The organism is Bacillus sp. FSL K6-1033, assembly GCF_038630765.1.
GTDB classification, from domain to species: Bacteria; Bacillota; Bacilli; order Bacillales; family Bacillaceae; genus Bacillus; species Bacillus altitudinis.
Map to the genome: position 1 here is coordinate 980,049 of NZ_CP152041.1, position 23,983 is coordinate 1,004,031.

General features: G+C 40.1%; 28 protein-coding genes. 16 read left to right on the forward strand and 12 right to left on the reverse strand.

Going from position 1 to position 23,983, the window contains the following annotated elements:
* Positions 1–105: 105 nt before the first annotated feature.
* From MHH31_RS04910 to MHH31_RS04930, 5 genes are all read left to right on the forward strand, one after another.
* Positions 106–1,239, forward strand: a complete 1,134-nt coding sequence (locus MHH31_RS04910) for a DUF445 family protein (RefSeq protein WP_024719981.1) — start codon at positions 106–108, stop codon at positions 1,237–1,239.
* A 122-nt stretch (positions 1,240–1,361) separates the two neighbouring features.
* Positions 1,362–1,718: a YlbF family regulator gene (locus MHH31_RS04915; protein WP_008348927.1), complete on the forward strand. Its 357-nt coding sequence runs from the start codon at positions 1,362–1,364 to the stop codon at positions 1,716–1,718.
* A 446-nt stretch (positions 1,719–2,164) separates the two neighbouring features.
* Positions 2,165–3,031 carry a Cof-type HAD-IIB family hydrolase gene (locus MHH31_RS04920; RefSeq protein WP_058337525.1) on the forward strand — a complete coding sequence of 289 codons (867 nt, stop codon included), beginning with the start codon at positions 2,165–2,167 and terminating at the stop codon, positions 3,029–3,031.
* Between the two features lie 113 nt (positions 3,032–3,144).
* A complete protein-coding gene (locus tag MHH31_RS04925) occupies positions 3,145–4,644 on the forward strand; it encodes a coproporphyrinogen III oxidase (RefSeq protein ID WP_058337524.1) in 1,500 nt (499 codons plus the stop codon).
* 75 nt (positions 4,645–4,719) lie between these two features.
* On the forward strand, positions 4,720–5,994 hold the full coding sequence (locus tag MHH31_RS04930) for a SidA/IucD/PvdA family monooxygenase (protein ID WP_058337523.1): 1,275 nt from the start codon (positions 4,720–4,722) through the stop codon (positions 5,992–5,994).
* 37 nt (positions 5,995–6,031) lie between these two features.
* Here MHH31_RS04930 and MHH31_RS04935 read toward each other — a convergent pair whose 3' ends face one another.
* From MHH31_RS04935 to MHH31_RS04945, 3 genes are all read right to left on the reverse strand, one after another.
* Complete coding sequence (locus MHH31_RS04935; RefSeq protein WP_007497140.1) at positions 6,032–7,255, reverse strand: cation:proton antiporter; 1,224 nt, start codon at positions 7,253–7,255, stop codon at positions 6,032–6,034.
* Positions 7,256–7,258: 3 nt separating this feature from the next.
* A complete protein-coding gene (locus tag MHH31_RS04940) occupies positions 7,259–7,756 on the reverse strand; it encodes a cation:proton antiporter regulatory subunit (RefSeq protein ID WP_017366937.1) in 498 nt (165 codons plus the stop codon).
* A gap of 64 nt (positions 7,757–7,820) precedes the next feature.
* Positions 7,821–8,147, reverse strand: a complete 327-nt coding sequence (locus MHH31_RS04945; protein ID WP_236551965.1) for a potassium:proton antiporter — start codon at positions 8,145–8,147, stop codon at positions 7,821–7,823.
* A 135-nt stretch (positions 8,148–8,282) separates the two neighbouring features.
* Between MHH31_RS04945 and MHH31_RS04950 the strand changes: the two genes are divergently transcribed.
* Positions 8,283–9,098 carry an enoyl-CoA hydratase gene (locus MHH31_RS04950; protein ID WP_080628729.1) on the forward strand — a complete coding sequence of 272 codons (816 nt, stop codon included), beginning with the start codon at positions 8,283–8,285 and terminating at the stop codon, positions 9,096–9,098.
* A gap of 35 nt (positions 9,099–9,133) precedes the next feature.
* Here MHH31_RS04950 and MHH31_RS04955 read toward each other — a convergent pair whose 3' ends face one another.
* A complete protein-coding gene (locus tag MHH31_RS04955) occupies positions 9,134–9,322 on the reverse strand; it encodes a YhzD family protein (RefSeq protein ID WP_024719988.1) in 189 nt (62 codons plus the stop codon).
* A gap of 173 nt (positions 9,323–9,495) precedes the next feature.
* Here MHH31_RS04955 and MHH31_RS04960 point away from each other — a divergent pair, with 173 nt between their 5' ends.
* The 4 genes from MHH31_RS04960 to MHH31_RS04975 all read left to right on the forward strand — a co-directional run bounded on the left by MHH31_RS04960 (position 9,496) and on the right by MHH31_RS04975 (position 14,868).
* The gene (locus tag MHH31_RS04960) at positions 9,496–10,710 is read left to right on the forward strand and encodes a DNA repair exonuclease (protein ID WP_039167572.1); all 1,215 of its coding nucleotides are present in this window, start codon (positions 9,496–9,498) and stop codon (positions 10,708–10,710) included.
* Between the two features lie 16 nt (positions 10,711–10,726).
* Entirely contained in the window at positions 10,727–13,513 is a 2,787-nt protein-coding gene (locus MHH31_RS04965; protein ID WP_058337521.1) for an AAA family ATPase, read from the forward strand.
* Between the two features lie 62 nt (positions 13,514–13,575).
* Entirely contained in the window at positions 13,576–14,529 is a 954-nt protein-coding gene (gene yhaM, locus MHH31_RS04970) for a 3'-5' exoribonuclease YhaM (RefSeq protein WP_007497151.1), read from the forward strand.
* A 108-nt stretch (positions 14,530–14,637) separates the two neighbouring features.
* The gene (locus tag MHH31_RS04975; protein ID WP_017360318.1) at positions 14,638–14,868 is read left to right on the forward strand and encodes a sporulation YhaL family protein; all 231 of its coding nucleotides are present in this window, start codon (positions 14,638–14,640) and stop codon (positions 14,866–14,868) included.
* Between the two features lie 56 nt (positions 14,869–14,924).
* On the opposite strand, the gene MHH31_RS04980 is transcribed toward MHH31_RS04975, so the two are convergent.
* Entirely contained in the window at positions 14,925–15,800 is an 876-nt protein-coding gene (locus tag MHH31_RS04980) for a peptidylprolyl isomerase (protein WP_024719991.1), read from the reverse strand.
* A gap of 161 nt (positions 15,801–15,961) precedes the next feature.
* Between MHH31_RS04980 and MHH31_RS04985 the strand changes: the two genes are divergently transcribed.
* On the forward strand, positions 15,962–16,048 hold the full coding sequence (locus MHH31_RS04985; RefSeq protein ID WP_008361129.1) for a YjcZ family sporulation protein: 87 nt from the start codon (positions 15,962–15,964) through the stop codon (positions 16,046–16,048).
* A gap of 145 nt (positions 16,049–16,193) precedes the next feature.
* On the forward strand, positions 16,194–16,283 hold the full coding sequence (locus MHH31_RS04990; RefSeq protein ID WP_017360317.1) for a YjcZ family sporulation protein: 90 nt from the start codon (positions 16,194–16,196) through the stop codon (positions 16,281–16,283).
* A gap of 53 nt (positions 16,284–16,336) precedes the next feature.
* Here the strand turns inward: MHH31_RS04990 and MHH31_RS04995 are convergent, their stop codons facing one another.
* Positions 16,337–16,522: a hypothetical protein gene (locus MHH31_RS04995; protein WP_072368131.1), complete on the reverse strand. Its 186-nt coding sequence runs from the start codon at positions 16,520–16,522 to the stop codon at positions 16,337–16,339.
* A gap of 82 nt (positions 16,523–16,604) precedes the next feature.
* Entirely contained in the window at positions 16,605–17,123 is a 519-nt protein-coding gene (locus MHH31_RS05000) for a DUF3267 domain-containing protein (RefSeq protein ID WP_007497155.1), read from the reverse strand.
* Positions 17,124–17,357: 234 nt separating this feature from the next.
* On the opposite strand from MHH31_RS05000, the gene MHH31_RS05005 reads away from it, so the two are divergent.
* Positions 17,358–17,702 carry a YhaI family protein gene (locus MHH31_RS05005; protein WP_058337520.1) on the forward strand — a complete coding sequence of 115 codons (345 nt, stop codon included), beginning with the start codon at positions 17,358–17,360 and terminating at the stop codon, positions 17,700–17,702.
* Here the strand turns inward: MHH31_RS05005 and MHH31_RS05010 are convergent.
* Together MHH31_RS05010 and MHH31_RS05015 are read right to left on the reverse strand one after the other, a co-directional pair.
* On the reverse strand, positions 17,680–18,294 hold the full coding sequence (locus MHH31_RS05010; protein ID WP_008348891.1) for an HTH-type transcriptional regulator Hpr: 615 nt from the start codon (positions 18,292–18,294) through the stop codon (positions 17,680–17,682). The genes MHH31_RS05005 and MHH31_RS05010 overlap by 23 nt on opposite strands.
* Positions 18,295–18,481: 187 nt before the next feature.
* The gene (locus MHH31_RS05015) at positions 18,482–18,838 is read right to left on the reverse strand and encodes a YtxH domain-containing protein (RefSeq protein WP_007497160.1); all 357 of its coding nucleotides are present in this window, start codon (positions 18,836–18,838) and stop codon (positions 18,482–18,484) included.
* Positions 18,839–18,966: 128 nt separating this feature from the next.
* Between MHH31_RS05015 and MHH31_RS05020 the strand changes: the two genes are divergently transcribed.
* On the forward strand, positions 18,967–19,158 hold the full coding sequence (locus tag MHH31_RS05020; protein WP_008348888.1) for a hypothetical protein: 192 nt from the start codon (positions 18,967–18,969) through the stop codon (positions 19,156–19,158).
* Positions 19,159–19,213: 55 nt separating this feature from the next.
* Here MHH31_RS05020 and MHH31_RS05025 read toward each other — a convergent pair whose 3' ends face one another.
* The 3 genes from MHH31_RS05025 to MHH31_RS05035 form a co-directional block, all read right to left on the reverse strand.
* A complete protein-coding gene (locus MHH31_RS05025; RefSeq protein ID WP_008348886.1) occupies positions 19,214–19,732 on the reverse strand; it encodes a tryptophan transporter in 519 nt (172 codons plus the stop codon).
* A gap of 125 nt (positions 19,733–19,857) precedes the next feature.
* On the reverse strand, positions 19,858–20,937 hold the full coding sequence (gene serC, locus MHH31_RS05030) for a 3-phosphoserine/phosphohydroxythreonine transaminase (protein ID WP_058337519.1): 1,080 nt from the start codon (positions 20,935–20,937) through the stop codon (positions 19,858–19,860).
* A gap of 158 nt (positions 20,938–21,095) precedes the next feature.
* A complete protein-coding gene (locus tag MHH31_RS05035) occupies positions 21,096–21,524 on the reverse strand; it encodes an HIT family protein (protein ID WP_008348883.1) in 429 nt (142 codons plus the stop codon).
* Between the two features lie 487 nt (positions 21,525–22,011).
* Between MHH31_RS05035 and MHH31_RS05040 the strand changes: the two genes are divergently transcribed.
* Positions 22,012–22,752 (forward strand): ABC transporter ATP-binding protein, encoded by a 741-nt coding sequence (locus MHH31_RS05040; RefSeq protein ID WP_008348877.1) that lies wholly within the window; start codon positions 22,012–22,014, stop codon positions 22,750–22,752.
* Positions 22,745–23,965: an ABC transporter permease gene (locus tag MHH31_RS05045; protein WP_058337518.1), complete on the forward strand. Its 1,221-nt coding sequence runs from the start codon at positions 22,745–22,747 to the stop codon at positions 23,963–23,965. Before MHH31_RS05040 ends, MHH31_RS05045 begins: the two co-directional genes overlap by 8 nt.
* Positions 23,966–23,983: the final 18 nt, after the last annotated feature.

The following is a 23,983-nucleotide window of genomic DNA, read 5'->3' on the forward strand; positions in this document are numbered from 1 at the left end:
ATGTCACATTGAATGCTTCATTTGCTTGGACTCTTGACAACAACTATAATACGTATAGATAAAAACAATAAACTTCAGGTGTTGTTTGAAAGGTAGATGACGACTTTGGATATATTCACAACGTTTATCTTTATGATTGTGATAGGTGCAGTGATAGGGGCAGCAACAAACCATCTCGCGATTAAAATGCTTTTTCGTCCGTATAAGCCATATTATTTATTTGGGAAGCAGCTCCCATTTACACCGGGTCTCATTCCTAAAAGAAGAGATGAAGTAGCCAAGCAGGTTGGCGTCATGGTGATGGAGCATTTACTAACGCCAGAGGGCATTAAAAAACGATTTGAATCATCAGAGGCAAAGCAAGAGATATTGAGGACAGTGCACCGATATATTGATAAAGGTGCTGATATGGAAATGACGGTTTTCTCCATGTTAGAAAAATACGGTTTTTCACAGGCTGACGTTAAAGCTGACGCATGGCTTCATCAGTGGACTGATCATAAGCTCCACTCACTGCTTGAAAAGTATGATCAGCAAACATTGTCTGAGCTGTTGCCACAGGATGTAGAAAATAAGCTTGCATCAAAAATTCCAGATGCCGCAGATTATATTTTAAAGAGAGGCATTCATTATTTTGAAAGTGATGAGGGAAAAGCAAGACTCGGTCATATGATAGATGATTTCTTAAAAGAACGAGGAATGCTTGGCAGTATGGTCCAAATGTTTTTAGGGAATTCAAGCTTAATTGATCGCGTGCATCCTGAAATGATGAAGTTCTTAAAGAATGCAGAGACAAAAAGGTTTTTATCAGATTTACTTGTTCAAGAATGGGACAAGGTAAAGCAATTTTCTTTACATGAGCTTGATGAAAAATGGAATGTGAAAGAGCTTCTATTTAGTGTGAAAAAGCAATTGCTTTCACATTTTTCTACAAAGGTGCTGTTAGATAGACCAGTAGGAGTTTACATCAGTGCAGTAGCGGATGATCTTAAGACCAAATTTGCACCATCTCTCATTGATAAAGGGATTGAAGCCGCATCTAATGCGCTTGAGGGACTGCTCGCAAAGCTCCAATTTGAAGAAATTATTCGTGAACAAATTGAACTTTTCCCGCTTGAAAAAATGGAAGAGCTTGTGATCAGCATATCTAATAAGGAGCTGAAGATGATCACATTTTTAGGCGGTCTTTTAGGTGGATTGATCGGTGCTGTCCAAGCGATTTTTGTCACCTTATTCTAAGGCAAGATCGAGAAATTTCGATGAATTTATTGTATATATGTGAAACGAAAGCCATAGTTTGTTATAGTGGAGTGGTGTCCGCCGATCCATATCGGTGATAACGGATAGAAAGGAGACATAACATGTCTGTAAATCTTTATGATGTTGCATATGACCTTGAAAAAGCACTGCGTCATAGCGAAGAATATTCAGCGTTAAGAAATCTTTATGATGAGGTAAACGGGGATGAATCCTCTAAAAGAATGTTTGAGAACTTCCGTGACATTCAAGTAAACCTTCAACAAAAACAAATGACTGGTCAAGAGATTACACAAGAAGAAGTAGAGCAAGCGCAAAAAACGGTTGCACTTGTGCAGCAGCACGATAAAATCTCTCAGTTGATGGAAGCAGAACAACGCGTAAGTGTTCTCATCGGTGAATTAAATAAAATTATCATGAAGCCTCTTGAAGAGCTTTATGGAAATACTGAAGAAAATTAATTGAAAGGGCGATCATATTCGCCCTTTTTTTCATTCATATCGCCGCTTGTATATCTTTAAAAAAAGGGTTGTCGAAGCTCGTAAATTCTGCGATAATACTTATTGAAAGTGCTTTCAAAAAGCGCTATCGTGATGAATTGGGTGCGTTCCACTTTGGATTGACGGCGATGAGCCAAATGAGAGAGAAGCGCTTCTGGGAGAAAAGCAAAGCATAAGGGGATATGATATAAGCAATGCTTTGGTGTGTGAAAGATGAGGGGATCATGGGGAGCTTCATCACGCCATTGTTACGCATCCAAACCATACATAAAAAAAAGCCTAGGGGTAGGCTTTTTTTATTTGCGATTGAGGCATAAAACAAGGGCTGCTTCAACTGCATGTTCTAAAGCGATAAGCTAGGGCATATCCTCATCGTAAGTACAGTCATCAAGAAGGGGGATGCCTCAGTGTCAAAAAAGCTACTTGCACTCAATATAGATGGAACGTTGCTTCGTTCCAATGGGAAAATCCATTCCGCTACAAAAGAAGCTGTGGAATATGTTAAGAAAAAAGGGGTTTACGTGACGATTGTCACCAACCGTCATTTTCGATCTGCACAAAAAATTGCCAAGGCGTTGAAAATACCAACTTCAACTCTTGTGACGCATAGTGGTGCATTTATCGCTGATAAGCTTGATGAGCCGCTCCATGTGAAGAAATTAACGGAAGAGAAAACATTTAATCTTGTGCAGATCCTTGAAAGCTTTGATTGTAATGTTCGCTTGTTACATGAAAAATTCTCAATCGGCAATCGGAAAAAAACACAGTCTCAACTGATGGGAAAAACGTTGATTCATCCGTCTGATCCCATTTTCTATCCCGTTCAATTTGTTGAATCATTAAGTGATATGCTCATGGATGAACCGGTTAGCACACCTGTCATTGAAGTGTATTCGACGGCAGCACTTCAGCCTGAAATCCACACAACCATTCAACAAGCATTCCCATCTGTTGATCTGATTAAGATCAGTGATGAGAAAATGAACATTGTATGCAAAGGGGTATCGAAAGAAGCAGGACTTTCTCTTTTAACCTCAGCACTAGGTTTTACATTAGAAGATACGGTCGTGATCGGTCACGGGACAGACGACATCCCGATGCTTGAGTTAGCTGGCTTAGGCGTTGCGATGGGGAATGCACCTTATTCGGTCAAACGTAAAGCCGATTGGGTGACACGTTCTCATGATGAACAGGGTGTTGCTTATATGATCAAAGAATACTTTAGAATGCAGCAAAGGGAAGGTTTTTTACATCAATTTGATATTAAACGATAATATAGTGAAGGCCCTGTCTATTAAGAAATGGCAGGGCCTTCGTCTGTTCTCTTCATTGCTTTTCCTAGATGAATTTTGTAAAATGAAACAAGTTTGAAGATAAAGGTGATATGATGCGAATTTTAGTTAAAGGGCTGTCTAATGAACGATTTCATCGACCGCTTGTCAATATAGCCAATTTATTCGAGGAAGATAGTGAAGTGCTGTTTGATTCAGGTGAAGCAAACGATGGCCTGGTCATGGTGTTTGATTGGAAAGAAACTGGCGGTATGGTGGAGGCTTCTGGCCATATTGCTGGATCAGATATGACGAGTTGTTTTACAAGAGAGATGCCGGAGGGCTTGAACGATAAAGAGCGCTGGAAGCAAATCAAAAACACTGTGCTGTCTGTTTATTTACATCTGCTTCAGGAATATACAGGAATGACGCAAAAATGGGGGATTCTTACGGGGATACGTCCTACGAAATTACTTCATAAGATGCTAAGAGAAGGCATCACAAAGGAAGAAGCACATGCAGCGTTAAAGCGCGATTACTTGATTCATGATGAAAAGATCAATTTGATGCAGGAAATTGTTGATCGTCAAATCAAAGCCATTCCAGATCTGTACGATCTGCAGGAGGAAGTGAGTATTTATATCGGTATTCCTTTCTGTCCAACAAAATGTGCTTATTGCACGTTCCCTGCTTATGCCATTCAAGGACAAGCTGGAAGAGTAGGAACGTTTCTTTTTGGGCTGCATTATGAGATGCAAAAAATGGGCGAATGGTTAAAGGAACATGGGATTAAAGTGACGACTGTTTATTTTGGCGGAGGTACTCCAACGAGTATTACAGCAGAAGAAATGGATTTGCTGTATGAGGAGATGTATCGCTCTTTTCCAGATGTGAAACATATTCGGGAAGTCACTGTAGAAGCGGGACGACCTGATACGATTTCACCTGATAAGCTGGAGGTGCTCAACCGTTATCATATTGACCGGATTAGTATCAATCCGCAATCATATGAGAATGAAACATTGAAAGCGATTGGCCGGCACCATAGTGTGGAAGAAACGATTGAAAAGTATCATTTATCAAGGCAGTATGGCATGAATAATATTAACATGGACTTAATCATCGGGCTGCCAGGAGAAGGGCTAAAGGAATTCCAACATTCCTTGCAGCAAACAGAAGAACTGAAGCCTGAATCTTTAACGGTGCATACCCTTTCCTTTAAGAGAGCGTCTGAAATGACCCGTAATAAGGAAAAGTATCAAGTGGCAGACCGTGAAGAGATCACACGTATGATGGATGAAGCGGTTGCTTGGACAAAGGCACATGACTATCATCCGTACTATTTATACAGACAAAAAAACATTTTGGGGAATCTCGAAAATGTCGGGTATTCGTTAGATGGACAGGAAAGTTTGTATAATATTATCATTATGGAAGAGGTGCAGACGATCATTGGCATTGGATGCGGCGCTGCGAGTAAATTCATTGATCCGCGAACCGGAAAAATTACGCAGTATGCCAATCCAAAAGATCCAAAGTCTTATAATGATCGTTATGAGCACTATACGGAAGAGAAGATTCAGTTTCTTGAGTCATTATTTGTTTCTCACATGTAAACACTGCGGTGACGCAGTGTTTTTTTCATTTGTAAAAGGGTATATAGGGGGTAAAAAGATAAAGCAGGTGTACATATGATGGATGTGATCGGAATTGGGATTGGGCCAGCAAATTTAGGATTGGCCGCTTTATTAGAGGAGTATGAAGATGTGACATGCTGTTTTTTTGAACAGGAAACCGAATTTGCTTGGCATCCTGGTATGCTCATCAAAGGAACGGACTTACAAGTTTCCTTTCTAGCGGACCTTGTAACAATGGCTAATCCAAGGAGCAAGTATACATTTTTAAATTATTTACATGAATCAAACAGGCTTCACCGATTTTATACATTTGAACAATTTGATATCCCCCGGAGAGAATTCAATGAGTATTTATCATGGGTTGCAGGTGAATTAGATAGCTGTCAGTTCGGGATGAAGGTGGAAGAAGTGACCGACTGTGAAGACGGGTATCTTGTAAAAGTTCGGCGGTTGAAAGATGGGGCGCTTTCTGAATATCGTGCAAAGCATGTCGTCCTTGGAACTGGAAGCAAGCCGATGATTCCTGTCGATGTGCCAGAAGCTGCGTTGCCGCATGTGACCCATAGCAGCCGTTATATAGATCAACAAAAAGAACTTCATGAAGCTGAAACGGTGGCGGTGATTGGTTCAGGTCAGAGTGCAGCTGAAATTTTCTTAGACCTGCTTCAGCATCAGAAGAAAGGACAGCAGCTTTCGTGGTTTACACGTTCAAGTGAATTTAGAGAACTAGAGACAGCGGAGCTTGGTCAGGAGCTATTTACACCTAAGTATGTTGAATATTTTCATTCCCTTCCTTATGAAGAACGGATGAACACATTGCCTAGACTGGCAGGATTAAGGAATGGCATAGATGCATCGACGCTTTCTCGTATTTATCAGGAATTGTACCATCGCTCCGTTTCAGGAGAAGAGCCTTCTGTACTCATTCAGCCAATGACTGAGCTTGAAGCGATACATATGGAGGATGAGCAGCAGTTAGAGCTACATTTGAAACAATGGCAACTGAAGAAAGAAAAGAAAATGACAGCCGATCATGTGGTATTGGCTACAGGATATACGCCTAATATTCCGGAATGGTTTAGCGCATATGAACCATTGATTGAATGGGAGAGCGATAAGCATTTTAAAGTGACAGACGACTTCAGGCTTGTGTTTAAAGACAAACGGTCTCATCATTTCTTTACATTCACGAACCTCGATCACTCTCATGGAACAGCGGCGACCAATTTAAAACTATCGATCTACCGCAATCAGAAAGTCATCCGAACCATTCGCGGGGATACGAAAGAACAAGTGAAGCAAGAAACAGCATTTCAGCAATTTGAATAGATATAAAAAAAGGGCCCCAGCACTGGGCCCTTTTCAATTAAATGGTTGTTTCTCTTTTTACTTTCGGTTTTTCAGTTTTCCATTTGAAGATTTTGTTTAGGATTTGATAGATACGCTTTGATTCTTTCGTCACTAGCGGTCCTAAAATCGCAAGGATTAATACATATAATGCAGCAAATGGCTTCAATGTAGCGGCAAGACCGCCTGCAATCCCAAGTTCGGCTACAATGATGGAAAACTCTCCTCTTGATACGATGGTTAATCCAATATTAGAAGAAGCTTTGTGAGAGAAACCGGCTCTTCTTCCAGCAAACATCCCGGCGGTGAAGTTCCCAATTAAGGTGAGAATGACAGCGCCGATCGCAAGCCAGAAGGCATCTCCTAATGTAAATGGATCAATACTCAATCCGAAGCTGAAGAAGAACATGGCGCCAAAGAAATCTCTAAAAGGAACAACGAGATGTTCAATGCGGTCTGAGTGCTCTGTTTCTGAAAACACAAGACCTAGTAAGAGAGCGCCAATGGCCTCTGCGACATGAATCGTCTCTGAAAAACCAGCCACGAAGAACAAAGCGGCAAAAATGACAATGATAAATACTTCATTTGAACGGATATCGAATAGTTTGTTTAATAGTTTTGGCAGCTTACGTGCGATGATAAAGAAAATCATCATGTAACCAAAAGCGATTAAAATAGATAATAAGGCACCGCCAACGGACGTGGCATCTCCAAGGACAAGACCGGATACGACAGATAAATAGACGGCGAGAAAAATATCCTCAAACATAATAATCCCAAGAATTAACTCTGTTTCAGGGTTCGCTGTCCGTTTTAAATCGACAAGCACTTTGGCGACAATGGCGCTGGATGAAATGGTGATAACGCCTGCCATAATGAGAACTTCAAGGAATCCAAAGCCTGTGATAAACCCATAAAGCAATCCTAAGCTAAAGTTGATCAAAATATAAATAGATCCGCCGACTGCAATGGATTTACCCGATTTTATGAGTTTGCCGACAGAGAACTCAAGCCCGAGGTAGAATAGAAGGAACAGGACACCCATTCTACCAAAAAACGAAATAATCTCGGTGCTCTCGATAAACTTCAAATCAATGATCCCGATGGTTGGTGCATGCGGACCAACAATCATCCCGAGGACAATGAGAAAAGGAATGATAGAAAATTTAATTTTATTGGCGATTAAGCTGGCAATGGCGATGAGAATAAGCGCCGTTCCAACTTCAAAGACTAAATGATCCATTCATCACTCTCCCCCTCTAGAAAGAAAATCACGTATCAATCGCTTCAAGTGTTTTCTTTCGCCTGAAATGACCATCGTATCATTTGCTTGAATTATCGAATCGGCACCGGGGTTGAGTAATTTTTCATTTGTATGTTTAATGATCGCAATGACGGTGACTTCATAATTTTGTCTCACATCTAAATCGCCGAGTGTATGCCCAACCGCTTTTGCGTCTTTTTCTACCTTAAACCATTCAATGATCAAATCATTGAACGCCATTTCAATCGTTTCAAGTGCTTGCGGCTTATACACCATACCGCCAATAATGGCAGCAATTTGCCGGGCTTCAGCATCATCGAGAGAAATGGTGGACAGTACTTCATCTGGATCTTCATCGTCGAAACGATAAATCTCCCGTCTGCCATCATCATGAATCACAATCGTCATCTTTTCTCTATTTCTCGTTTCAATTTCAAATTTCTTTCCAATCCCAGGAAGATCATTTTCTTTAATGTTCATTTTATCCCTCCGAATATGATAGGTTTTGTTTTTCATATAGTGAGTACGGATGAAATAAAATGAATCAGTCGAGGTAATTTGATTGATACATAATGGGGATTGCACACTTCATTTCTAAAAAACATAAATCAATAGATAACGCTGTGGTTGATGCAAGCTTTACAAGAAAAGCTTTTGAAGCGCCTATTGATAACCTCTGTTTTAACAGAAGAGATGCGGCATGTTTTTTTGAGAATGGAGGTGTCTTCACAGCGTTGATTTCTTCATCATAAATCGATGGAGAAATCAGGCTTGGTGTGCTCGCTTCTGCTTGTGAAGCAAAAACGACATTTGAAAAGGGAGAAAACATGACGATGCAGCTAATCAATATACATATGGAACTTCTTATCAATCATCCTCCCCCTTTCAAATGATGTTTTATTTCTTATTTTACTATATAAAAATATATTTCTCGTTTCAACAATTATGCTTATTTTAGTATCAGTTGATCTTGAAATTTTTTATGTAGAGGAAAAGGAATTACTTGATGGAAATTGAAGTAAGTCATGAGCTTGAAAAGAAAGAGGGGGAATGGATGATGACTTATATCAATTGTCAGGTAGACGGGGATATTTTTGAAATCGCTTTCAATAGACCTGAAGCGTATAATTCGTTTCATGTTGACATGTTTGCTGAATTGAAGGAAGCGTGTGATACAGCGAGTGAGAGCAGTGCGAAAATTGTTGTTCTTAAGGGGATGGGCAAAGGGTTTTCAGCAGGCGGAGATATTGGCATGATGCTAAAGCAAGATCGTGAAGAAGATTTTCATCGCGTGATGGATTTGATTGAGGGAATTACACTTTCTTTAGCCAGTATGAAAAAAGTGACGATTGCACTTGTCCACGGGGCAGCGGCTGGTCTTGCTTTTAGCTTTGCCCTTAGCTGTGACTATTTGTTTATGCATCAAGATGCTAAACTTGCCATGAACTTTAATGGAATCGGGTTAATCCCAGATGGCGGAGGGCATTTTTTCCTCACCAAAAGAGTTAGTGAACAAACCGCTAAACAATTGATTTGGAGCGGACAAAAGCTGCCGGCTGAAGAAGCGCTCAAGCTTCGCCTTGCAGACGGCGTGTTTCAAGATGAGGTGGATACGTATCAAAAAGCGTGCGTCAAGCCATTTTTAAATATGCCGCTTCAAGCCTTTGTTGAAACAAAGATGATTTATTTTCAGCAGTCAGAATCACAGCTGTTAGCCGTTCTTCAAAAAGAGCGTGCTGCACAAGCTAGACTGAGACAAAGCCGTGATCATCAGGAGGGTGTTCAAGCGTTTTTGGAAAAAAGACGTCCTGTGTTTCATTAAATAGAAGAATGAATGGCCGGCGGATGCCGGCTTTTTTAACGTTCAAATAAAAGAAGTTTACCTGCATCATTTACGAGCCGGTGAGAATGCTTTGTGTATTGTTGTTCGATTAAACGATGACGTCCTAATTCTTTTGCTTTTTCATCACTATCTGTGGTGATTTTTTCGTTTAATAAGGTTTCACCTGACGAATCAAATACAGTCAAATAGTAGGTTTTCTCCATCACTGATCTTCCCTTTCTTCTTGTTTTTTAATGAATTATACAAGGAGGAAGTTAAAACCTCTTTTTTCACCCCTAAAAATGTGTTTTTTAGAATGAGAGCGATAGAACGTGCATTCGTAAAAACGGCGTGATAAAATATGGACAACTACAGTAACGTACAAGGAGATAGACGTTTGACGAAGCTCACTTTTATTCATGCCGCAGATCTTCATTTAGATAGTCCGTTTGCGGGAATGTCCAATATACCGAACCGAATTTTTAAGAGGTTGAAAGAAAGTACATTTCAAAGTGCCAAGAACATGTTTGAACTTGCGATTGATCGAGAAGTAGACTTTATGCTGCTGAGCGGAGATATATTTGACGAATCGAATCGCAGCCTAAAAGCACAGCTTTTTTTAAGAAATCAGTTTCTTAAGCTACAATCACACGGGATTGAAGTGTTTATTATTTATGGTAATCATGATCATTTAGGTGGTGAATGGACACCAATTGAGTGGCCAGAGAATGTTCACGTTTTTTTGAGCAGTACGCCAAGTGAGCAAGCCTTTTATAGAGAAGGTCAGCTTGTGGCAAGTATTTACGGGTTCAGCTACAAAGAGCGAGCTGTCCATGAAAATATGACACCTTATTATGAAAAAACAACAGATGCCCCCTATCATATTGCAATGCTTCACGGCACATTAGCAGGTCAAGAAGGGCATGATGCGTATGCACCATTTCAGCTTCAGCAGCTTCTAGCGCGGGATTTTGATTATTGGGCGCTTGGACATATTCATAAGCGGGCTCTTCTGCATGAAGACCCAATGGTGATCTATCCTGGAAACGTGCAAGGAAGACATATAAAAGAAACAGGAGAGAAAGGCTGTTATGTCGTTTACCTATCTGAAGATGCTCAAAGAGCGGAGTTTATGAGCTGTTCAGATGTCATCTTTGAGACATTGACAATAGATATCACACATACCGCTCATATGACCGATCTTGTGATACTTGTGGACAAAAAGATGAGTGGACTGAAAGAGAGAGGTGTTCCTCATTTTGTGAAAATCGAACTAACTGGCGATGCTCCTGCTTATATGGAGCTCACGCAGCTTGAAGTGCTTGAGGAGCTGATGGCTGTTCTTCATGAACAGGAGGAAGATGAAGACTTGTTCGTTTGGGTGATGTCGATTGACTGCCGGACACATGAAGATGCCGTCTATCCAGAAGATTCTTTTTTGACAGAACTAACAGCAGAAATTGCCGAGTTTGATGCGTATGATGAGCTGCTTTCACCGATCAAGCGTCATCCAACCTATAGAAAGGCAGGAAGAGCTTTTACAAAAGAGGACGAGATCGATATTAAAGAAGAGGCACAGAGGCTGCTGGCAGAACAGCTGAAGCATTTATGAGAAAAGGAGAGGCATGATGAAAATACGTTCACTCCATATTGCGAATTTCGGGAAATTTTCCAATCAAACCTTCCACTTTTCTGATGACGGTTTTCAGTTAGTTTATGGCCTGAATGAATCGGGGAAAACGACATTGAAGGCGTTTATTGAATCGATGTTATTTGGTTTTTCTAAAAGCCATATGTATAAGCCAAAGCATGGCTCATTTTATGGCGGGTCTCTTACATGTTTAGATGAGGAATTAGGTGTGATTCATATTGAAAGAACATCTGATCATGGCGGCCAAGCTCAGGTGTTGCTGCCAAATGGTGAAGTGAAAGATGAAGCGTTTCTACATGCGATGTTAAAGGGAACAGATCGCAGATTATACCAATCAATCTATTCTTTTGACGTGTTTGGTCTGCAAAATGTACAAGCATTAAATCAAGATCAAATAGGGGAATTTCTACTCTTTTCAAGTTTGTTTGGCTCAGATGCGGCATCCAAAATGGACAGCAGGCTGCTAAAACAGCAGGAGCAGCTTTTTAAACCCAATGGACGTAAGCCTGAATTAAATCAGCAGCTTGATCATGTAAAAGAGCTGTCAGGTAAGTTGAAACAGGCCAAATTGGTAGAAAGTCGTTATACCGAAAAGAAAAAAGAACAAGCTGAATTAACTGAGAAGGTAGAAATGCTTCAGCATGAAATGAGACAGACTGAAGAAGAGATTCAGCTTTTGACTGAACATATTCGACTTTATCCTATGATAGAAAACAAGATAGAGTTAAAAAAAGATTTGGCTAGTTATCCAGAACGAGTCAAACGGTTTAGACCGGAAACCGCGCATGAACTTGATAAATTAGAATCACACCTTCACCCAAAAAAGGCGCAAGTGACGGCACTGAAACAAAAATTAGATCATTTGCAAACGTCGCTCACGCAAGTTCAGCCACTCTATGACAAGGATACGGTATTGGAGATGAATCGAGTCATAGCTGAATCGTCGGATGCTGAACTTTTGAAGAAACGCTTAGCAGAAGGGAAAACAGAGCAGAATTCTTTGAAACAAAAAATAGAAGAAGCATCAGCGAAGCTGAAGAGGCAGCGTCCAATCAAGCTTGACCAGCTGGATGATTCACTTGACTTTGAGTGGGAATTAAAAGAGGCTGTGAGCCAATACGTTCGTTTAATGGATAGGAAAACGCAGCTCGATGACCGGTTTGATCATGCAAGACATGAGCTGGAAGAAGCGGAAACCGCTCTAAAAGGATTAAAGGAACAGCCCGTTAAACAGCAAGATGCAGAAGATGTCAGGGGCACAAGGGCTACAGTGAAACAGAATCATTCCAGAGTGTGGTTATTCCCGCTGATGTTCGTGCTATGTGCTGTCATTCTCACGGTCTTATTCGTTTTAGCAGAGAGCTGGGTGACGTTACTGTTTGCAGGATTTTCCGTTTTTGTCTTGATCGCTATTTATCCAGTGCTTAAACAGACTCAGATGAAGGAAGCAAACGACAGTAACGCCTATCATTCCTTTCAAGTTCAAACAGCTTCAGCTGAAACGCTAGTGAAGCAAAAGGAGCTTTTATACGAAAGAATGATACAGCAATATGAAGACTGGGAGCGGGAACTGGAACCTGTACAGCAACAAGTAGAAGATATGAGAAGGCAGCTGGGTTTGTCCTCAGAGCTCTCATTCCTTGTGGAAGCTTTCCATATCTTGAAACAATTAAAAGCGAATACAGCGGCATTTGAGGCGCTTAACAAGGAAATAGAGATGCTCACACAGCAGCAATCGATCTACGAGAAAAGAGTTTCAGCGCTCATGAGTCTCCTTCAAAGAAAAGAAGGGACCATTCAAGAGAATATCTCAGCCTTTCAAGAGATATTGAAAGATGAGGAAAAAAGAGAAAAAGAACGTCAGACATTGCACGTATCCATTCAACATGTAGAGCAGCAGCTGACAACATTAGAAGGAGAAGTTCAATATTATGAAAAACAAACGGACGAGCTTTTTCGAAAAGTAGAAGCAGCGTCAAAAGAAGATTATCATGTCCTATCTCATCTATCCAAAGAATACCGGGAGCGGCTGTACAATTTGCAGCAGCTGAACCAAGAGCTACACAAAAGCGGTTATATAGATGAGGAAGAGGTCATTGTCCGTAAAGGTTTACGCACCCTTGAGGAGCAGTGTGCACAAGCAAAAAGACATCTGAATGACATGCAAGAGAATGTGACGAATATGAAAAAACGCTTGGCAGAATTAGCAGTAGAAATACGCCAAATAGAAGCATCAGGTACAGTGTCTGATTTGACTCATCAGCTTGCTGTAGAGCAGGAGCAGGCAAAGCATCTAGCGAAAAAATGGGCGGCTATTCAGCTCGTGCGTTCCGTCATTCGAGAGAAACTCAATGAGCATAAAGAAACGAGGCTACCAGCACTCCTCCAAACAGCTTCCCGATTTATTCAGCCGTTAACGAATGATCGATATGAAGTGATTTTATTTTCTGCCGAAGATGACCGGCTGATTGTGAAACGGAGGGATGGACGCCTATTCCGCCCGGAGGAGCTTTCACAAGCAACATGTGAGCAAATTTATCTCTCGATTCGTTTTGCACTTGCTTTGTCCCACCAGCAAGATTGTCAGCTCCCATTTATGATGGATGACAGTTTCGTTCACTTTGATCATGTCCGTCTAGACAGGGTGCTGGAGCTGATGAATGAACTCACTCGTTTTGAAACACAGCTGTTTTATTTCACTTGTCATCATTATATGAAACAAGCAGCGGAAGACGGGCAGATTACGAGCTTAGCAGTGGAATGATTGACAAATTATGACTTATGTTATACTTATATGAGCAGAAACATGGAAGGAGCATTTATTGAATGGCTAAAGGGATCATGACCTATGACGTCGGCGAACAAGTTGACCTGCATTTATTAATTAAATCATCTACTAAAGGGATTGCGAGTAATGGCAAACCATTTTTAACGTTAATTCTTCAAGATCAAAGTGGAGATATTGAGGCGAAGCTATGGGATGCAAAGCAGAATGATGAACTCACATATGCTGCGCAAACCATTGTGAAGGTAGTAGGTGATATTCATCATTATCGCGGAAGGAATCAGCTGAAGCTTAGGAATATACGTCCTGTTGCTGAAAACGAGCAAATCCGCATTGATGATTTTCTAGAAACAGCTCCTATTCCAAAGCACGATATGATGGATACCATCATGCAATATATTTTTGATATGAAAAATCCTAATATTCAGCGTGTCACAAGACATTTGCTGAAGAAATATGGACAGGAATTCGCTGATTACCCAGCAGCTACGAAAAACCATCACGAGTTTGTTTCGGGTCTTGCCTATCATGTGGTATCGATGCTTCATTTAGCGAAATCCATTGTTGATCTATACCCATCACTAGATCGAGATCTTTTATATTCAGGGATCATTCTACATGATTTAGGGAAAGTCAAAGAGCTTTCGGGTCCTGTCTCCACCACATATACAGTAGAAGGGAACTTAATTGGCCACATTTCTATTATGGTGACAGAAATTGCGAAAGCCGCAGAGGAGCTCGGCATTGATTCTGAGGAAATTCTGATTCTGCAGCATTTAGTGCTGAGTCATCATGGAAAAGGGGAGTGGGGCAGTCCTAAACCACCAATGGTGAAGGAAGCCGAAATTCTCCACTATATAGATAATTTAGATGCAAAAATGAACATGATGGATCGTGCGCTTGAGCATGTGAAGCCAGGAGAATATACAGAGCGTATTTTTGCACTAGAGAATCGTTCGTTTTATAAACCAACCTTTCACAATGAATCCTCATGATAAAACGCCCGTTTGATGCGGGCGTTTTTTTTCATAACTTGTCTTCTTTTCGCATAAGCATGTAACACAAAGGAAGAGAGATTAGTCCTGAAAAAGGAGGCGAAGACAATGTTATTTTTTCCATGGTGGGTATATGCATGTATCATTGGTATTATCTTTTGTGCCTATAAATTAATGACGACAGCCAAAGAGGAACAAGAGATTGATCAATCCTTTATTGAAAAAGAGGGAGAAATCTTTATCGAACGAATGGAGCAGGAGAGAGAGCGTAGACGTCAAGGACAGCAAATGAAACGATCCCAGGAAACGGCGAAGCATGAGGACCATTCGATTGCATAATCAATAAGAATAAAAAAAACCCCTCTACAAGTTCATGTAGAGGGGTTTTTCGTTCATTATTGGTTTGGTGTTTGTTGTGTGGTTTGCTCAGATTTTTCTTTGAATGTATTTTCAAGTTCTTTATCTTTTACTTTCACATCAGCATCTTTCACCAATTTGTTTAAGATCGTTTGAATTTCATTGTTGTCTGCTTGTTTTTGATCAAGCAGTTCTTTTTTCAAGTCTGCTTTCATGTCATCGTATTTACCGCGTTCTTCGGTCTTTTTAATGATATGGTAACCAAATTGAGATTTTACTGGTTTGCTGATTTCATTTACTTTTAGTTTGAAGGCAGCTTTACTGAAGTTCTCATCCATTTGGCCTTCTTTTGCGAACCAGCCTACATCGCCGCCTTGTGCTGCTGAAGCAGTGTCAGTTGAATATTCAGATACAAGGTCATCCCATTTTTCGCCTTTATCTAATTTCTTTTCTACTTCATCTGCTGTTTTCTTGTCAGCAACTAAAATGTGGCTTGCGCGGATTTTTCCTTTTAGGTCATCGTAATACGCTTTTACTTCTTTGTCAGTGATTTTGATGTTAGCTTTGGCAGCCTTTTGAGTCAGCAGCTCATATTTTACTTGATCTTTGATGTAATCTTTTCCGAATTCATCTTGAAGTTGTTTTAAACGATCTTCACCAAGTGTCTTTTTATATTCTTCCAATTTCTTATCAATTTCTTTATCTGATACTTTGTATTTGTCAGCAAGAACCTTTTGTTGAACAAGTAGGTTTAAAGCATCTCCACCTGCTTGTTTCTTAAGTGTTGTGTAAAGCTCTTCTTTTGTGACATCTCCTGATTTTGTTGTTGCGATCACTTCTTTGTCACCGCTACTGCATGCGCCAAGAGTTAAAACACTTACTGCTGTTACAGCTGCTAAAGCCATTTTTTTCATTCAAAAAACACTCCTAATCTTTCCAATTTATTTATCATTGCTTGTATCATAACATATTGTGACATGCTGTAAAAAGAAATGCAAATGGGAGGGCATTCGTCTAGTCAAATTTTTGCGACCAACATACACATATATTGATCACAAAAAGGAGGCTGAATTATATGGGAGCAGGATATTCTAATGGGTTTGCTTTATTGGTCGTGCTATTCATTTTGCTGATCATCGTTGGTGCAGCATATCTTTATTAATTAAATCGCTGTGACAGAAAGGAGCCGTCCTGCCATGCGTGCGGGCGGTTCTTTTTTAAAACGATGACAAGTGCCTAAACGTTTTAAAATTTTCTGCATACACTGAGCTTAGAACAGAGGAAGAACTGGCAGGAGGTGTTTTCACATGGGAGGAGAAGTCTTTGCTGGCGGTTTTGCACTAGTCGTCGTATTATTTATCTTATTGATCATTATCGGTGCATCTTGGATTTGCTAATAGATCATCATACACAAAAAGCTGCCATCAAACAGGCAGCTTTTGCTTTGATCTTAAATAGATATGGTAATTTCAACAAATGATGAGATCAGTAAGATCAGTATCGATACATTGATAAAGCGAAACACCTTATCTTGCCGTTCTTCAGGAATCTCTCTGACAAGGCATAATGTATTAGTAAGCCTGTTTATTGAATACACAATAAACGCGGCAAAGACGATGAAGTAAAATAAAACTATCGGAGATCCCCCCTCTCTATGCTATTCCCATACTACATTACCAAATTTTTTATGAAAAAGATAGAAGTTGGCTTTAAAAACCTCATGATGAGGAAGTTGGGTCAACTAAAATATCAAACTCGTCTTGGGCTTGATCAATGATGCATGATTTTGGCGCTTTTAGCAGTTTCCAAGCAAATAAAAAGTCAGGCAAACAATAGCCTGCATGAATACTTGCGATCATGATAAAATAGTGTGCGTACATTGGAAATGCCATTCCTAAAACAAAGTAAACAGGTGAGATGACACAAAACGGGCTGAGCAGTGAGAAAAGCATCACTCTCTTAGGCACGCGCTGCCAACAATTTCGTTTAAATAACGTCATTTTTTTCTTATGTTTCATGACTGGGATCAAGTGAACCACGCGGTGGACAAGCAATGTCGCAAGTAAAAGCACGACAAAAAGTGGTGCATTGTGACTGCTGAGTCTCGTTTCAGGATGAGTCAGTTGAAAACATAAAAATGCCATAATGAAAAAAAATACAGTCAGACATATGGCTGAAATCATCATTCTCGTATAACCATAATCCTTTTCAAGATTAATGGTCTTCCAACAATTCATTTTTCATCCTTCCAATCTCAAAAAAACTAATTGAATATCTCAAGATAATTTACTCTTCCTGAGGATAAAAATCAATGGTTTTCAAGAAAAAAAATAAATTGTTACATTCATATGGAATAAAGAGAGGAAACTTTGGGTTTTTCAAGAAAAAAAGACATAAGAGGGAGGTTCGTCTCTTTCGTCAATGAGTAATTTCGGCTAAAATAGAGTGACTAAGAGAAAGAGGGAACGTACATGAGTATTGAGGAACGAATGAGCCAGCTCGAATATTATATGGAACTGTTACTGACGGCGACAGATATGAGCCCTTATCCATATTATGCGCTATTGATCCGGCAGCGTGTATCGAAAGAAGAGGCAAAGGACATTGAGCGTATTTGTGCTGAGCTCTCAGATGAAATGGACAAGCAAAAAGCACAAGGCTACGTCATGTTCGACGATCTCCTTGCGCTGTTTGCGGGACAGTTAATTGAAAAGCTGGATGTTCATGAGACGATTTTTGCTTTGCATGATCAAGGGCTGTTTCAGCCGTTAATGAATGAATTTATAAAGATCATTAAACAATTTGATTTGCTTTAGCCGCTTTTTCCTCCGCGGAGTCTTCAAGTTCTTCAGGCTTTTTCGTGACTTTCCCACGTTCATTCAAAAAGTCCTTCTCAATGTTTGAAAACGATTTCTCAAAAATCTCCATGAAATCCTCACCATAAATGTTTCGGATAATACACATCATTTCTAAAATTTCAGGGAACTTTCCGTAAATGTCATGAAGCGGCTGTGCGCCTTTGACAATACCAGTTCGGGCCGGGTCGTAATCTTCGAGTAGTTTATGGAATGTCTCTTCGCCTTTTGGCGTTAGTTCAATATACGTATTGCGTTTATCGTTTAACTTTTTAGAAAATTTTAAAAATCCTCTTTCCTCTAATTTTTTAGAGAAGTTAAACGCCGTTGATACATGCATGACGCCAAACTTTGCAATTTCTGATATTGAAGCTCCTTTTAATTGATACGCAATCCACAAAATATGATGTTCATTGATATTTAGGTTATACGGTTTGATCCACTGCTGCCAGTCCTTTTCAATGGATTTCCAAAGAGCTTTGCTCAATTGGGCCATTCTTTGACTGAATAAAAGTGCTTCTTTTACATCGAAAGGCTGTTCCGAATGATTCATCCATTTCACCTACTTCTCTTTTTCTTGTAATTCTATTATGCCAATAAAATAAAGATTAATAAAGCTGAAAATTCAAGAATTTTTAAAAGTCATGAAAAACATTGACAAAATAACCTTTTTTCAACAAAAAAAGTGCGGGATACGCACCCCGCACACTTTTGTAAACGAATATTTTTTTGTGAGTATATTAGTTTTGTAAGGTTTTCTCCAGTTGTTTGAGCTTTTCCTCAATTTCCTGAATTTCCTTTTGTAAGTCCTGCTGATGAGGTTTGATTTCCTCGCGCCATTGCTGAATGGATGTTTGCAATTCAGTGCCGACCTCTTTAATGACCTCAGCACTTTCTTTTGCGGTTTCAACAATCTGCTCTTTTAAAGCTTGTCCATCTCTTTTTAATCTTGTCAGCGTATCTTCGAATTTGTCATAGCCGTCTTTCATCTTTCCGCGTACATCTCTGCCAGAAGAGGGAGTCGTCAGGAGCACTGCCGCACCTCCGAGGAGACCGCCTACAAATAATCCTGTTAATAAAGAACGTCCACTAGCCATTCCAATCACCTCTAGTCAAATTTTACACATTCGCATGTTCTCTCTGAGCTGACGATCAGCTTCATTGAACTTCCATACATAGCTTGCTTTATTTTAGCATACTTTTGAAGAAAAGGGAGGGGAGAAGGTTGTCTGTCTTTCTGTTCGTTTTTACGTGTATGTGTGTGATTTTCGCAGGTGGTTCTATTCATTATGTAAGGCAGCTTGGGTATGCAGGGTCTTATCCGCCAAAACATGTATTAAGACAAAAAGCAATTGTGTGTGCGGCAGGTGCAGGGATTTCGCTCTCCATTTTGCTGCTTACCCTTTTTCTTTTATAGAAGCATGAAAGCATGAAAAAAACCTCTTCATCTAATGAAGAGGTTCAGTTATTCGTTAAGCGACTTCAATCATTCTTGCGCGCTTTAATATCGACTGAGCAATCGGGAAGACAAATACCATAGCTATCGTATTGATCACAGTTGCTGGCAGGACAACACCTACAAGAAGTGCTGGTAACGCAGCCGGCAGTCCAGTAATCAGTAAAGCGGCAGATAGGAAAATCACGCCCGATACGACGGTCCCAACAGCGGTGAGTACAGCGGTCAGAACGACTTTGTTCTTGATCTTCTGGCAAGATAAGAAAAGGGCTAAGAAGATAAAGGCTGTCACCGGTTTATCAATCATATTTGGAATTTGTCCGCCTGGAAAACCTGTTGTCAAAGCGGAAATGACCCCAGTGACTAGGGCGATCACAACGACATGCTGTACCTTTGGAAAAAGGATGATGCTTAAAAACATCATGACCAGCATCATATCAGGTTTCATTCCGAAAAAGATGGGCGGGAAAATCGTATGCAAAACAGCTCCCATTGCTGCAAGCAATGACATAATCACTAATTCTTTTGTTTTCATTTCTATGCTCTCCTCTGCTAAGCTCTTAGAACTCTCCAATAATATGGCTGATCATTTATTGCAAGAGTCATGACTTTATATTTCTCGTTATTATAACAAATTTATTTCACGATAGAAAAGCCTTTTTACTCATTTTCTTGCTGGAACTTTTTCATAAAGTCCGCAAGCTTTTGGCAGTCTTCTATAGAGACGGCGTTGTAAATCGAGGCTCTGCATCCGCCAACAGAACGATGGCCGGCGAGTCCAACCATTTGTTCTTGTTTTGCTTTCTCCACAAAGGATGCAGTGAGTGCATCATCACGCAGGGTAAACGTGACATTCATATGTGAACGGCTGTCAGCACGTGCATGTCCTTTGTAAAAACCGCCGCTTTGATCAATCGTATCATACAGAAGCGCTGCTTTTTGTTCATTGCGTTTTTCTGCTGCTTCTACGCCGCCCGCCTGTTTCACATGCTCCAGGACAAGGGACAGCATATAAATCGCAAAAGTCGGTGGTGTGTGATAAAGGGAATTGGCTTTGGCATGTGTTGAATATTTTAAAATTTTAGGTGTGCCGCTTTTTTCTTTCTCTAATAAACGTTTGCGCGCGATCACAATCGTGATACCAGAAGGCCCTAGATTTTTTTGTGCCCCGGCATAAATCAAATCAAATGAAGACACGTCTATTTTTTTGCTGAGAATATCACTGGACATGTCGGCAATAAGCGGGAGTGACGTGTTCGGGAACGTTTTCCACTGAGTACCGAAAATGGTATTGTTCGATGTGATGTGCAAGTAAGCACCGTCATTTAAAACGGAAGCATCTACATCTGGAATATACGAATAGTTGTCGTCTTCACTTGAAGCAAACACTGATGTTTCACCAAACCCTTTTGCTTCTGACAAGGCTTTCTCTGACCAAGCACCTGTTTGGATGAAATGAGCCGTTTCGCCTTCATGTAAGAAGTTCATCGGAATCATTGCAAATTGAAGACTTGCCCCGCCTTGTAAAAAGAGGACCTCATAATCTTCTGGAATGTCCATCAATTCTACCAAGAGTGCTTTCGCTTTATTGTGGACTTCTTCATACTCACCGCTGCGATGAGAAAGTTCCATCACAGACATCCCGGTTTGTTTAAAATCAACAAGTTCTTCCTGTGCTTTTTGAAGCACTTCTAGCGGCAGCGCCGCCGGACCAGCATTAAAATTCGTCGTTCGCTTCATCACAATCTCTCCCTATTTCTCGCGTTAATGGATCAAAAGATAAAACCATCCTATCACAAATTTGAAGCATTTGGACAAAAAATTTGAATCGTCCTAAATATCTTACGATTCAGAGGATAAGCACAGAAAAGAAGTGAAAAAAAGAAAAACCTCATCAATTAAGATGAGGTAAGGCGCGTATGGATGGCAGAAGAAATGTCTTTTAAATCCTCTGATGTATATTGATCTTGGTGAGATTTCCATACGGCACCAAAGCCGTCGCCTTTGCCATAACGTGGAATGATGTGCATATGGTAATGGAACACAGATTGCCCGGCTTTTTCACCGTTGTTGTTTAGAAGGTTTAAACCAATTGGTTCAAATTCTTGTTTGATGGCTCTAGCGATTTTTGGAATCGCTTGGAAGTAATGATTAGACACTTCTGGTGTCATGTCATAAATGTTTTCTTTATGTATTTTCGGGATTACAAGGGTATGTCCTTTTGTTACTTGGCTGATATCAAGAAAAGCCAATACATGCTCGTCTTCATATACTTTTGCACATGGAATGTCTCCATCAATGATCTTGCAAAAAATGCAGTCGCTCACGCCATGTCACTCCTCATTATTTTTCCTTTATCGTATCACAAAAAGAAGCAAAAAAGAAAACAGGACAAGCGAACTCCTTTGGTCGCTCATCCTGCTCCTGCAGAAGAAATGCTGATGCTTTCATTTGATATGCCTTTTGAATTCTCTATTTACTGAAATAAAGAATTCATATGCCTGCTATTTCTGCCGTAAACACCTCATTTGACGTTTTGGTTCGTCGTATACATATTTGTATAGGACACAAAAATCAAGAATCAGTGAAGCAAAACAGAAGCTAAGGTTTTTAGATGAAAAACCAATTTGTCATGCGGTTATTGCCTTTAACAAACACCTCATTTACGTATTGGTCATCAAGTTCATTTCTTCTACATACATTATGATGACCAGTATGCCGATGTTTTATTCATGAGTTGTCTATAGGTAAACATTTCAAATTGTCTTTCGTTTTTGGTACTATAAAGGAAAAAAGAAAGAAAGGAACGAACTGATGTCCCTTCTAACTGTAAAAGATGTAACGGGTGGATATACAAAGAATCCCGTTCTGAAAAATATTTCATTTGAATTAGAAAGAAACCAAATCGTTGGTCTCATTGGCTTAAACGGGGCGGGAAAAAGTACAACCATTCGTCATATTATTGGATTAATGAAACCTCATAAAGGAGTCATTGAGCTGAACGGACGAACCCTTCAAGAAGATCAAGAGGCGTATCGTTCACAATTTACGTTTATTCCAGAGACACCTGTCTTATATGAAGAATTAACTTTAAAAGAGCATTTAGAGCTGACAGCGATGGCTTACGGCCTTTCAAAAGAACAATTAGAAGAACGTCTGCCGTCTTTGCTGAAGGAATTCCGAATGGAGAAGCGATTGAAATGGTTCCCTGCTCATTTTTCTAAAGGGATGAAGCAGAAGGTGATGATTATGTGTGCGTTTCTTGTGGAGCCAGAGTTGTATATTATCGATGAGCCGTTTTTAGGGCTTGATCCGCTTGCGATCAACGCACTATTAGAACGTATGAATGCGGCGAAACAAAATGGCGCAAGTGTTCTGATGTCAACGCATATTTTAGCCACAGCGGAACGTTATTGTGATTCCTTTATTATTTTGCATGAAGGGGAAATTAGAGCGAAAGGAACACTGACAGAACTAAGAGAACAGTTCAACATGAGAGATGCGACACTCGATGATCTTTATTTGGAATTAACAAAGGAAGAAAGCTATGAGTAAAACAACGCAAACCATTTGGAAATCACGATTAGAAGAACACGTACAAGAAACAAGAAAATATTTAAAATATATGTTCAACGATCATCTTGTGATTGTGCTCATTTTTTTCCTTGCAGGCGGGGCGAGCTGGTACAGTAATTGGCTGAAGCATATTCCAGCTCACTTCCCATCCTATTGGGTCATGGCAGTTGTTTTCTCATTGGTACTGACTAGTTCTTACGTGCGAACGTTGATCAAAGAGGCAGATCTTGTGTTTATGCTTCCTTTGGAAGCTAAGATGGACCCTTATTTAAAACAAGCGTTTAACTTTAGCTTCATTTCTCAGTTATTTCCTTTGATTGCCGTGTCCATTATTGCACTTCCGCTATATTCGGCTGTCTCCACAGGCGATCTGATGCTATATGTGCTCATTTTGGCGCAAATGATCTTAATAAAAGGTCTGAATACAGCGATTCAATGGAGAATCACTTATTTTCAAGGGAAACATGTCAGATGGATTGATGCAGTGATTCGTTTTCTGCTCAATACAATGTTAATGTATACCGTTTTACAAGCAGCTTATGCCATTGCCATTGTTTTTTATCTTTTATATGCTGTCTATCTCATTTATCTAACAAATGCAGTAAAAAAACAGCCCTTTCAATGGGAATTGCATATTTCTGATGAGTTAAAACGAAAACAGCGTTTTTACCGCTTGGCAAACTTATTTACGGATGTCCCTCATTTAAAGAAACAAGTGAAAAGAAGGGCGTATATGGACTGGGTCTTGCAGTTTGTCCCTTATGAACAGCGTAAAGCTTTTTCTTATATGTATGTGAGGGCGTTTTTACGTTCAAATGACTATTTTGGTCTTGTGTTTAGGTTAACGGTCGTGTTTGTGCTCATCCTCTTGTATACAGGTGCAGCAGGCTGGGTGGGGGCATTACTTGTCTTGTTTACAGTCTTTATCACAGGTGTACAGCTTGTCCCGTTAACAAAGCACTTTGCTCATCTGTCGTTACAGGCACTTTATCCTGTGTCTCAGCAAGAAAAAGATCGAAGCTTTTTTGTTCTCGTACGAAATGTACTCATCATCCAGTCAATTGTACTGAGCTCCGCCGTTTTCCCAGCAGGTGGATGGAAGGGAAGCGGACTTGCTCTTCTCATTTCATTGGTATTTGTGCTTGTCCTATTCAAGCCTTACGTACAAAGCAGATTAAAAAAGATGAGATAAGCATTTTTTACAGCGTGT

Coding starts and splice junctions, on each gene's coding strand:
- MHH31_RS04915 (WP_008348927.1), top strand. CDS start 1,362: ATGTCTGTAAATCTTTATGATGTTGCATATGACCTTGAAAAAGCACTG.
- MHH31_RS04925 (WP_058337524.1), top strand. CDS start 3,145: ATGCGAATTTTAGTTAAAGGGCTGTCTAATGAACGATTTCATCGACCG.
- MHH31_RS04930 (WP_058337523.1), top strand. CDS start 4,720: ATGATGGATGTGATCGGAATTGGGATTGGGCCAGCAAATTTAGGATTG.
- MHH31_RS04935 (WP_007497140.1), bottom strand. CDS start 7,255: ATGGATCATTTAGTCTTTGAAGTTGGAACGGCGCTTATTCTCATCGCC.
- MHH31_RS04940 (WP_017366937.1), bottom strand. CDS start 7,756: ATGAACATTAAAGAAAATGATCTTCCTGGGATTGGAAAGAAATTTGAA.
- MHH31_RS04950 (WP_080628729.1), top strand. CDS start 8,283: ATGGAAATTGAAGTAAGTCATGAGCTTGAAAAGAAAGAGGGGGAATGG.
- MHH31_RS04955 (WP_024719988.1), bottom strand. CDS start 9,322: ATGGAGAAAACCTACTATTTGACTGTATTTGATTCGTCAGGTGAAACC.
- MHH31_RS04965 (WP_058337521.1), top strand. CDS start 10,727: ATGAAAATACGTTCACTCCATATTGCGAATTTCGGGAAATTTTCCAAT.
- yhaM (WP_007497151.1), top strand. CDS start 13,576: ATGGCTAAAGGGATCATGACCTATGACGTCGGCGAACAAGTTGACCTG.
- MHH31_RS04975 (WP_017360318.1), top strand. CDS start 14,638: ATGTTATTTTTTCCATGGTGGGTATATGCATGTATCATTGGTATTATC.
- MHH31_RS04980 (WP_024719991.1), bottom strand. CDS start 15,800: ATGAAAAAAATGGCTTTAGCAGCTGTAACAGCAGTAAGTGTTTTAACT.
- MHH31_RS04985 (WP_008361129.1), top strand. CDS start 15,962: ATGGGAGCAGGATATTCTAATGGGTTTGCTTTATTGGTCGTGCTATTC.
- MHH31_RS04990 (WP_017360317.1), top strand. CDS start 16,194: ATGGGAGGAGAAGTCTTTGCTGGCGGTTTTGCACTAGTCGTCGTATTA.
- MHH31_RS05000 (WP_007497155.1), bottom strand. CDS start 17,123: ATGAATTGTTGGAAGACCATTAATCTTGAAAAGGATTATGGTTATACG.
- MHH31_RS05005 (WP_058337520.1), top strand. CDS start 17,358: ATGAGTATTGAGGAACGAATGAGCCAGCTCGAATATTATATGGAACTG.
- MHH31_RS05010 (WP_008348891.1), bottom strand. CDS start 18,294: ATGAATCATTCGGAACAGCCTTTCGATGTAAAAGAAGCACTTTTATTC.
- MHH31_RS05015 (WP_007497160.1), bottom strand. CDS start 18,838: ATGGCTAGTGGACGTTCTTTATTAACAGGATTATTTGTAGGCGGTCTC.
- MHH31_RS05025 (WP_008348886.1), bottom strand. CDS start 19,732: ATGAAAACAAAAGAATTAGTGATTATGTCATTGCTTGCAGCAATGGGA.
- serC (WP_058337519.1), bottom strand. CDS start 20,937: ATGAAGCGAACGACGAATTTTAATGCTGGTCCGGCGGCGCTGCCGCTA.
- MHH31_RS05040 (WP_008348877.1), top strand. CDS start 22,012: ATGTCCCTTCTAACTGTAAAAGATGTAACGGGTGGATATACAAAGAAT.
- MHH31_RS05045 (WP_058337518.1), top strand. CDS start 22,745: ATGAGTAAAACAACGCAAACCATTTGGAAATCACGATTAGAAGAACAC.